The organism is Streptomyces sp. NPDC037100, assembly GCF_055606225.1.
In genome coordinates, this window is the sequence record NZ_JBVJSX010000005.1 from 370,878 (window position 1) to 381,112 (window position 10,235).

Below are 10,235 nucleotides of genomic sequence, written 5' to 3' on the forward strand. Positions count from 1 at the left end.
AGGTGAGCGCAGGTGGCAACAGCTCCGCAGCCGGAGACCGAGCTCTTCACGGAGTCCCACTGGTCCCCGGAGGGCCACGGCCGAATAACAGCGCTGTGCCAAGAGGCCTTCGCAGGGGTCCCCGCCCTCAGGTCGGTGTCCCACTACAGCAACGGCATCATCGACTTCGTGATCCGCCGGGGCGACTGCCCGCCGCTGAGCAGTCTGGTCACGGTGGGCGGCGAGGACATCGCCAACGAGGCGCTGCCCGGCAGCCGGCTGCTGCTGTGCACCCAGGACCTGGGCGCGCTGATGCGGCCGCTGGGCACGGGCGAGCTGATGCGCGTCGTGGTGGCCAACCCGCACGGCGGGCTGTGGGGCGGCCGCGTCAAGTCGGGGGAGTACCTGTCCGCGCACACCGACACCCCCGGCGGGATGCCCGCCGTCGACGAGGCCATGAACTCGCTCGTCTCGGCCATCCGCACTCAGGTGCACCACCTGCCCGACGAGCTGCCCGGCGGCCTCACGGACACCGTGGAACCCCTGCCCGAGGACAAGGGGCGGCTGCGGATCGACTTCGGGACGGCGGCGGCCGAGCACGACGGCCCCTCCGAAATGCGGCTGCGGGCCCTGTGGGGTGCTCACGTCAACATCCTGGACCTGCAGTACGCCGCCTACTACCGGGACTGGAAGCTCGTCTGTGCGGGCGACGTCTTCGAGAGTCCGGAGCTCGGCCCGCGCTTCCTGGAAACCAGCGTGCGCTCCCGCCGCACCTCCTACCGCGACCTCGCCCGGAGCCTGCGCGGCCATCTCGCCCGGCTGACCGACGCGCTGCGGCTGGTGGTGCCGCCGCCCGCCGACCACCTCGTCCTGGACGTCCAGGAGGGCGCCGTGTACGTGATCTGGCTGTCGCCGCGGGACTACGTCCTCGGCGTGACGCTGGACCAGCGGCAGGTCGCCCACGCCGAGAGCCGGCTGCACCGACTCGCGGACGCCGTGGGCGGTGTCATGCGGACCGCACGGCACTGACCAGGGCGCCCCACACCTCGTCGGCGAGGGCCTCCACCGCCCGCGCGACAGTCGGCCGGTGCACCGGGCCCGCTCCACCGAGGGCCTGCACGGGCAGCACCTCCACCGCCCTCTCGTACTCCCGGCAGACCCCGCGCAGCCGCGCCCACTGCTCCTCGGTCGGCACGCCGGCGGAGACGGCACGGAACCAGGTGTCGGCCGCTGTACGGAGCGTCTCCGTCAACTGCCGCACCAACGTGGCGCAGCCCAGCGCCGCCAGATCGGACGGTCCCGCCCGCAGGGCCGGACCACCGGCCGCGGAACCGCCGGACGGGCGCCCGGCCAGCCGCTCCACGGACGCGTCCAGCAGCGCGAACACCTCCTCGAACCGCCCCTCGACGGGCTCCGGCAACGCCGAACGCGCCGGAGCGGGAGCCGCCGCGACCAGATCACGCCGGGCCAGATCGCTCACCGTCCGCCGCAGCTGCCCCAGTTGTGAACCGTGCTCACCGAGGGCACTGCGCAACTCGGTGGTCAGCTCGGCGAGGTCGGCCTCCTGGCGCAGCTGGGTGAGACGGGCGCGCAGCCGGTCCAGGGCCTGGTTCACGGCCTGCGTGAAGTCGCCCGGACGGTACACCAGGGGCTGTGAGCCCAGCGAGCGCGCCAGCCGGTCCCGCATGGTCCGCGACACATGGCCGTTGACCACGAGCAGCACCTCGGCCTGCGCCGGGTGCAGGGCGCCGCGCAGTGCCCGGACCCGCGCGGTGATGCGTTCCTCGTCGTCGGCGACGAGCACCGACGGGGTGACCACGATCGCGATGTAGGCGTTGGGAACCGGCTCCAGCCAGTACGCCACCGCCACCGGCCCGTCGGCGTCGGAGCCCCGCGCCGGGACCGGGTCGTGCGACGCGATGCGCCATTGGCCCTGTGCCAGCGCGTCGTGGATCGTGGACACCACCTGATCATCGGAGACGTTGTCGTGCAGCTCACGCACCGCCCGCAGCACGGTCGCGGCACTCACCTCCCGGACCGCGCCGCCGCCGTCCTCGCTCAACTGCCAGGCGTGGTGGCAGGTCTTGAGGATCTCCCGGGGCACCCCGCCGGTGAGTTCCTGGAGGATCCCGACCGACTCGGAGCCGAACGGCGCAGGCCACCGCTCGATCGCGTCCGCCCCCTCGGACGCGTCCGGCCGGGCACCCGAACCGACGTACTCGGCGACCAGCCGCCCGGTGAGCTCCGCGCCGAACCGTGTCGGCCACAGCTGCACCACCCGCTCGTGCAGACTCGGCCGGAAGGCGTTGAGCCCGCGCGGCGAGGTGCAGAACACCAGCAGACCACCCCGGCTCACATACACGTTGACCAGCCGCTCGAAGGCGTCCACGAACGTACGCCGGGAATCCTCCGGCCAGTCCAGGACCTTCTCCAGCGAGTCGATCAGCAGGACGTACGGTTTGCCCACCCGGCCGTGCAGGAAGCCCTGGACGGCCAGTGCGTCGAAGACCGGGTCGATGCCCGAGACCGCGTCCTTGATGCCGCGTTCCCGCAACTGCTGCGCGGGCTCGTCGCCGCTCAGCCACGCCCACACCATCGACGTGAACCGGGGGTCCTGGAGCAGGGCGAGCGCGGTGGCGAACCGCCGGTGCTCCGTCACCTCGCCGAGGGTGACGCGCAGATCGGCGTGCATCACCTCGGGGTCGTAGCGCAGGGCGGAGACCACCTTGTCCGGGTCGAGGACCCGGTCGCGCAGCCCGGTGGCGATGTCGTCGAGGGCGATGTCGCCCAGCGGGATGTCGTCCGGCCGGCCCGGACGCGGATCGGAGCTCTGCTCGCCGACCCGCACCGCCGTCACATAGGCGTAGTAGTCCCGGACGAGTTCCTCGAACGCGGCACGCCCCTCCGGGCTGTCCGCGGGGCCCCGCAGCCGGTCCCGGTACATCCGGCCGAAGTCCTGCGCCGGCTCGTCGACGATCCACAGGGCCGGGCCGTCCGGGCGGGCCAGCGCGTTGCAGACCTCGCGGGCCGCATGGGACTTGCCGAGACCGAACTCGCCCACGACGGCGATCGCCCGGCCCCGCCGCCCGCCCCGGGGCCGGTCCCGGAGGTAGTCGCGCACCAGGCCTTGGAGTTCCCCGAGGATCTGGGTCGGGACGTGGGCGTTGCCCGAGTCCGCGGCCTCGACCGGGGCCTCACCGAGGTCCGCCGACGGGCCGAGCCGCACGACCGGCACCAGGGGAAAGGGGTTGCTGTACCAGGTGTCTGCACTGCTTGCGGCCACGATGGCACTCCTTGCGGGTCCTGTGAGGGCGCGGTCGGGGGTGGGCGTCAGCCGCCGGAGCGGGGCGGGATCGGGGCACGGAGCAGGGAGGCGCGGCCGGCCCGGCGCCGCTCCCAGTGGGGTCTGAGCGCGTCGGCGTCGATCGGCCAGGGGGGTGGCGCGCTGCGCAGCGCGTCCGCCGCCGAGTGGAACACCGCCCGCAGCTCGCGCACGTCGGCCGGTCTCCAATCGGAGTGTGCCGCCATCAGGGAGCTCCTGTCCGGCTCGACCAGGCCGTCCGGGTCGTCGTCCGACGCCCGGGCGCTGTGGCTGAACCGCCAGATGTCCTCGGAGTTCAGTCCGTGCAGCGCGAGGTGGGTGACCGCCGCTGATCCGCTGAGGGCGGCGGCCACTTCATCGGCCGTCTCCGCCGCACCGTGGCTCACTTCGACGAACAGTACGACTCTGCGGGGCGCGGCGCTCAGGCAGGAGCGCAGAAAGCCCGACCGGAGGTCGACGTCGTTCCACCGTATGTGCGGGATCACGGCGAAGAGCAGTGCGTTGTGCTGGGCCAGCAGGTCCTTCATGTCGCTGTAGGCCTGGAACAAATCCTCCTCCGCGATGATCGACCGGACGCGGCCTTCGGGGAACGCGTGCCGCAGCAGCCCCTTGGCGATCTCCTTGCGTATGCGGGCGTTGATCAGTTCGATCGGCGCGAACGACCCGTCCGGTCCGACGCTGATGCGGCGGCCGTCGTTCACCAGTCCCGCGGTCGGCACGAACACGGCGCGCGGGTCGCCCGCCCCGGCCGCCGCCTTCGCCATCTGTTGCTGCGCCTCGTGGATGCACCGGTGGATGAGGCTGGTCTTGCCCATGCCGGGGGGTCCGCTGACGATCACCACATGCCCGTCCCCCGAGTCATCGTGGGCGAGGAGTTCGTGGAGGAGCGGGGGCCACTCCGCAATGAAGCGCTGCAGCTGCTCGCCCGAGTGGTCCACATTCACCCACTGGTGCATGTGGTCGGGCTGCTTCCACGGCACCAGGGGATGGTCGGCGCTGAACGTCGCGCCGGCCTTGGCCCCCTGGCCCCCGTGGTTCGTGCCGTTCAATCCGTACGGTCTGCGCACTCCGTAGGGGTTGGCCCAGTCGGAGCTGGTCATGCGTGAGGTCCTCCGGCGCTGGTGGGACGGTCGCTGCCGCGTGTTCCGGGCAGCCACCACAGGGGGGCCGGGCGTTGCAGACCCGCCACCGCGCGGGTTTTCCGGTCCACGATGGTGCGCACGGCGTCCGCCTCGCTCTTTCTCTGTTTCGGCAGCAGAACCTGCCCGTCCCGGCTGCTCGGCAACCTGTCCGTCAACGGCAGGGATTCGGCCAGCCGCCGGGCCGCCTCGCGGCGCGGGGCCGGGCCGGGCACCTGGGCGAGGAGACCGGAGAGCGCCTCCCGGGCCCGTAACGCCTCGGCGTGGTCCGTCTCGGGATCCTGTTCGTACGCCGTGAGATACAGCCATGCGATCCTCCGGAATTCCTGCACGGCCGCCGCCAGTTGCCGGTCGCGCGTGCGCCGCTCAGCCGAGATCCGTTCCGTCATCTGTCCGACCAGCGTCAGGGCCGCACCGGCCGCCAGCAGGTACACCCCGTCGAGGAAACCGCCCAGGCCGCCGGAGCCACCCTTGTCCGCGGACGCCCCCGGCGGATCACCCGCCGCGGCCAGGACCGCGTCGCAGACCCGCTCGAAGTCACCCTGGTGCTTGTCGGCCCAGTCGTCGAGCGACATCACGCCGCCCTCGGGACCCGGCACCCGGACGGCGTCCGCACCGCCGGCCGGTCCCAAGGGGCGCCGCACCACATCCAGTTGTAGCGCGGCGTCCCGGAGCTCGTCCCGGTGCTCGTCGGCCAGGCAGTACACCAGACGGACATCGCTCCTGCCGGTGTCGGCGACGGCCTGCGCGGCCGTGGCGGGCAGGAGCAGCAGGGCGCCGAACAGGACGGGCTTCCAGTGCTGAGCGAGCTTCCGCCGCGGGGCGGGGGACAGCCGTGGGTCGCCGGGGAGGGGGTGGCCGCGGAGCGGGCGCAGGACGCCGTAGCGGCTCGGGAAGCCGTGGACGCGTCCGCCGCGGCAGGGACGTCCCCCGCCGCTCACTCCCCGCTCACCCATCCGGCCTCCCCGTTCCCCTGGCCGCGACCCGTTCGGGACGCCGCACACCCCTCGGCTATGCGGAGGACCGCAGTCCGTCGGCCGCGGCCGGCGCCCCGCCCGGCGTGCCGTCGCCGGGCGTCGGATGCCGGGGGAGACGCTTCTGCCCGGCCGAGGGTTGCCGACTCTTTCCGGCCCGGTGGCGCGACCAGCAGCCGAACGCGATCTGCGCCCCGTAGTGCAGCAGATTCACCGTCACCACGGCCGGGGCGACGATGCCGACCGTCTTGGGGAAGTCGCGTTCCAGGGTGAGGGCGAGCAGCACGGCCGTGAGCCCGTTCTGCTGGCCGATTCCCAGCAGAACCCGGTCCCTTCCGGACAGACCGCGGACGAAGAGCGGCATCAGCAGCACGGCCACCACCGCCTGCGCGAGGAACGCCGAACCCCCCAGCAGCACCCCCGGCTTGATCGACACCCCCTGGGCGACGAACAACCCCAGCAGGGCGGTGGCGAGCAGGAAGGCACTGGTCACCGCCCGCGCCAGAGGGCGGGCGAACACCGGCGTCCGCAGAAACAGTCCGGCCACCGCCACGGCCAGCATGAGCATGTTCGCGGCGGCGAGCACCACCATGACCACGACCAGGAAGAGGGCGAGCGGAGTCGCCGGGCGCCGGGGGCGCGCGAGCTGCTGCTCGGCCTCCCGGGCCGGCCACACCCTGCCGCCCGCCCACCACGCCAGCAGGGCACCGCCCAGCAACAGCGCGTTCAGCGCCAGCCCGAGGGCGTAGCCCTGGGCCCCGCCGCCCACCACCGAGGGCGCGCCCCTGTGCCCGGCGGCCGTGTAGGCGTACCCGGCGACGTACAGGGTCAGCAGCACCGTCATCGGGTCGTCGAAGGAAGCCCACGCCGTGAGCAGGGAGCGGGCGCGCTGCGACATGTGCCCGTCCTTGCTGAGCGCGGTCACCGACAGCGGGTCGATCTGCGCGACGACGATGCCGAGGACCAGATACTCCGGGCGGTCGAAGGCCCAGACCATCACGCCCGAGATCATCGCCGCCTTGAGAACGACCCCCAGCGTGACAGCCGCCACCACGCCCCGCAGGTCGCGACGCAGATCCGCGAGCTCGATGCCGTACGTGCTGCCGTACAGCCCCACGGCCAGCAGCAGCCCGGTGGCGACGACGTACCCGGTGGTGCCGACGAGGCGCGTCGCGTCCGCCGCCAGGCCGATCGACGTGCCCAGAATCAGTGCGCCCAGCGCTCCGAGCAGAACGGCCGGAACCGCCGGCAGCCTCCGCCGCCGGCCGCGGTCGCGTCGGGACCTCTCCACCTGCTCCCCCCATCCCGCGGTGTCACGCCGCGAGCGTAGTCGGGCCGTAGGCACCTCGTGCGCTTATCGATACGGACGTGCAACCGCGAGAGCAATCAAGCGTAGATGTGAGCACTCGGACGGCGTAACACCATTGCCGGCCGTTCCTCTGCACGATGCCCGGTGACGACCGCCGCTGAACGCTCTTCATGCCTGGGGTGGATCCACGGCGCCTCGGCCGGTGCGCCCCGCGTCCGCCCCGCCGCCCTCGGCGGGGCCCCGGACGGCGTCGCTTCCATGGAGCGTGCGCCCCCGGCACCGGCCGGACATCGGCGTGAACGAGCGGATGGCGGCGCACGCGCCGGTCGGCCGCACCCGGCACGCACGAGCCGGTGCCCCCGGCACGCACAAGCCGGTGGCCCCAGGCACGCGCGAGCCGGTCGCCCTCGGCACATGGCGTGGTCGAGGACGTCACCCACCCCCATGGGCGACGTCCTCGACCGCTCCCCCGGTGCCGGACTGTGGCTCAGGTGCCCGCGCGGCGGATTCGTGCCGTCACCAGCACATCACCGCCGCCCCGCCGCAGCCGCGGGCGGCGTACAGGCGTACGCGGACGACGTAGCGGCGGCCCTTGACGAGCCGGGCGCCGAGCGTGACGTTGTGCGGAGTCCCCCCGTCGTCCTGTCCGGCGAGGTAGCGGGGTTCTCCGTTCCGCTCCTCGAAGAGGACGACGAGGGCGTCGCAGTCGCCGAAGGTGCCCAGCGTGTAGGTGCGGGTCTGCGGCGGGTCGATCACGAAGTCCGCCTGCTCGCCCGGGCCGAGCCCGAGCGGCACCGAACGGAACGGCGTCAGCGCGGGCGAACCCTGCGGACGCGCCGGCGGATACCAGCGGAGCACGGTCTCCTTGTCGGCGGCGGACAGGGTACCCGGCGGGTTCAGGCCCCCGCGGTACTGCTCCGGCTCCAGGATCAGCCCCGGAGGGAACGGGAGCTGCATGATCGACTGCGGGTCCCAGACGCAACCGTCGACCTCGTCGGCGCTGAGCTTGCGCAGGATGTCGTAGTGCGTGCGTTCCCGGCTCCAGTGGTGGGGCGGGCCGGCCAGCTCGGCGTACACGGCCTCGTCGTCGAAGTGGATGCCGGCGAACGGGCTCTGGTGCTCGTGCAGCAGGCCGAGCACGTGCCCGATCTGGTGCAGGGCCGTGGCGCGCTCTCCGGGCGCGGTCAGGTCCCAGCCGAAGTTCATCGTGCGTTCCTGCAGGCCGGCGAGGAGCGCGTCGCGGCCCACCGCCGACCAGGAGCCGTCGCCCACCTGGAACCCGATGCGCAGTTCGGCCTCCGAGCGGTCGCGGACCTCGGCGAAGGCGATCCCGATGCCGAGGTCCTGCCACTCCCGGAAGCACGCGCGCACCACGTCCCGCTGTTCCTCGGCGCCCGACCACGACACCCGTCGCGTCATCCCCCTCCCCGGCACGGGGATGACGGACGCGTCGGAGTCAGCGCCGAAGAACCAGTAGTGCAGGACGGTTCCGTTCACCCACATCCGCCGCCCGCTCGCGAGCGTGCTCAGCCGCTCGGCCGCCGGCCCCGGTGCGCAGGCGGGCGCCGGCGCCTGAGCCAGCGAGCAGAAGCGTGCGGTCATGGGCCACAGCCTGCCCCGCGGCCCGTCCCCGGCGCCTGAGTCGGGGGCTACTCAAGTCGCCCTGTATCAAAGGTGAGTAGCCGCGCTCATGTCTGTGTGATGACTTACCAGAGGGACGCGACGACGCTGGAGCTGCCCTGGCCGTTCACCGGGCGGGAGGACGAACTGGAGCTGGTCCGCCGGTCCTTGACCGGCGCACGACGCGGCATCGTGGTGACGGGCCCGGCGGGCGGCGGCAAGACCCGCCTCGTCAATGAGGCGATCCGCGGCACCGACTGCGCCCGGGCGGCCGGTACACCCGAGAGCCGGACCATCCCCTTCGCGGCGTTCGCCCATCTGCTGCCCGACTCGGTCACGCTGCACCGCGCGGTCCAGGCGCTGTCCGGTCTTCGCACACTGCTCGTGGACGACGCACACCTTCTCGACGACGCCTCCGCCGCCCTGGTCCATCAGCTCGCCGTGCACGGGCGCACCCGGCTGCTGGTCGTCGCCACCGACGGCTCGCCGGTGCCCGGCGCGATCTCCCGGCTGTGGACCGGGGAACTCCTGCCGCGCCTCGTGCTGGAGCCGCTGCCGGAGGAGGAGACCGCCGCCCTGCTCACGGCCGGTGCCGGTCCTCTCGACGCGCTCACCGCGAACCGGCTGCGCCGCCTGTGCCAGGGCGACCTGCGGCTGCTGCGCGACCTGCTGGGGGCGGTGCGCGGGCTGCTGACCCCCGTCCCGGACACCGGCGAACGCGCGTGGCGGGGCCCGGTTCCGCTGACCCCGGCGGTCCGTGAACGCACCGCCCCCGTCCTTTGCCGGACCAGCCCCCTCGAACGCGACATCCTCGACCGCCTCGCCTTCGCCGAGCCCTTGCCGTCCGACCTGGACGAGCTGGACCTCGGGGCCCTCGAAGTGCTGGAGTCCGACGGCCTGATCGAGGTCGACGACCGTGGTGCCGTCCGTCTCGCCCACCCGCTGTACGGGCCGGCGCTCCGGGCCGCGGCGGGTCGGCTGCGGGCACGCCGGCTGGGCCGGACACCGGACGCGTACGCCGCCGCCCTCGACGCCGAGTCGGCCGCCCTGGCCCACCGGATCGAGCAGGCCGACGTACGGGCGGCGGCCACCCCGGTGGGGGAGTGGCTGGTCGCCGAGGGTGGCCCGCTGCCGGGCGGGTACGCCGCGGTGCGCGCCCGGTTCGCACGCTTGCGCGGGGAGGTGAGGGAGGCGGCGGCCTGGGCACGGGAAGGCCTGCGAGGTCATCCGGGAGACGTGTCCTGCCGGACGGAACTCGACCGGGCCGAGGCGACGATGGACAGCCCCGCCGGTCCGCACCCGGACCCACAGGCCCTCACCGACCCCTACGACGCCGTCCGCCTCGGCGCCCCCGAAAAGGTCGTCGACCGGCTCGGTGGCGTCTTCGCCCGGCACGCCGACGCGCTCACCCGCACCGACGGGCCGGACCTGGACGAGGTGGCCGCGGAACTGGAGCGGCGAGGCTTCCTGCTGTTCGCCGCCGAGGCGTACGCCCAGGCCGTACGCGCCCACCGCGATCCGGGCGCCGCCCGGCACTCCCGCACCCGGGCCGTCGCGCTGGCCCGGCGCTGCCAGGGCGCCCGCACCCCCGCACTGTCCGGGCTGGTCCTCGGCGAACTCACCGCCCGGCAGCGGCAGATCGTCACCCTCGCCGCGGCCGGCCTGACCAACCGGCAGATCGCCGAACGCCTCACCTTGTCCGTCCGCACCGTCGGCAACCACCTGTACAGCGCCTACGCCCGGCTCGGCGCGAGCGACCGCGGCGCCCTGCCGTGGCCGGCCCGGGCAGTGGAGGCCCAACCGGCCTAGTGCCGCGGCAGGCACCAGGCACCAAGACCGGCGGCCTGACCCGAACAGGGGACGGGTCAGGCCGCCTCGAAGAGCGGGATCGG

7 protein-coding genes are annotated in these 10,235 nt (G+C 73.5%); 2 read left to right on the top strand and 5 right to left on the bottom strand.

Annotation, left to right across the window (positions count from 1 at the left end):
• Positions 1 to 12: 12 nt before the first annotated feature.
• The gene (locus ACZ7EG_RS19170; RefSeq protein ID WP_471079753.1) at positions 13 to 1,008 is read left to right on the top strand and encodes a hypothetical protein; all 996 of its coding nucleotides are present in this window, start codon (positions 13 to 15) and stop codon (positions 1,006 to 1,008) included.
• Here the strand turns inward: ACZ7EG_RS19170 and ACZ7EG_RS19175 are convergent.
• The 5 genes from ACZ7EG_RS19175 to absR1 form a co-directional block, all read right to left on the bottom strand.
• Positions 986 to 3,262, bottom strand: a complete 2,277-nt coding sequence (locus ACZ7EG_RS19175) for a hypothetical protein (protein WP_471079756.1) — start codon at positions 3,260 to 3,262, stop codon at positions 986 to 988. The two genes, ACZ7EG_RS19170 and ACZ7EG_RS19175, sit on opposite strands and share 23 nt — an antisense overlap.
• A 47-nt stretch (positions 3,263 to 3,309) precedes the next feature.
• Positions 3,310 to 4,401 (bottom strand): ATP-binding protein, encoded by a 1,092-nt coding sequence (locus tag ACZ7EG_RS19180; protein WP_471079759.1) that lies wholly within the window; start codon positions 4,399 to 4,401, stop codon positions 3,310 to 3,312.
• A complete protein-coding gene (locus ACZ7EG_RS19185) occupies positions 4,398 to 5,396 on the bottom strand; it encodes a hypothetical protein (RefSeq protein ID WP_471079762.1) in 999 nt (332 codons plus the stop codon). Before ACZ7EG_RS19185 ends, ACZ7EG_RS19180 begins: the two co-directional genes overlap by 4 nt.
• Positions 5,397 to 5,451: 55 nt before the next feature.
• On the bottom strand, positions 5,452 to 6,705 hold the full coding sequence (locus ACZ7EG_RS19190) for a hypothetical protein (RefSeq protein WP_471079765.1): 1,254 nt from the start codon (positions 6,703 to 6,705) through the stop codon (positions 5,452 to 5,454).
• 534 nt (positions 6,706 to 7,239) lie between these two features.
• The gene (gene absR1 / locus ACZ7EG_RS19195) at positions 7,240 to 8,325 is read right to left on the bottom strand and encodes a beta-glucuronidase AbsR1 (protein WP_471079767.1); all 1,086 of its coding nucleotides are present in this window, start codon (positions 8,323 to 8,325) and stop codon (positions 7,240 to 7,242) included.
• 99 nt (positions 8,326 to 8,424) lie between these two features.
• Here absR1 and ACZ7EG_RS19200 point away from each other — a divergent pair, with 99 nt between their 5' ends.
• Positions 8,425 to 10,152 carry a LuxR family transcriptional regulator AbsR2 gene (locus tag ACZ7EG_RS19200; protein ID WP_471079770.1) on the top strand — a complete coding sequence of 576 codons (1,728 nt, stop codon included), beginning with the start codon at positions 8,425 to 8,427 and terminating at the stop codon, positions 10,150 to 10,152.
• Positions 10,153 to 10,235: the final 83 nt, after the last annotated feature.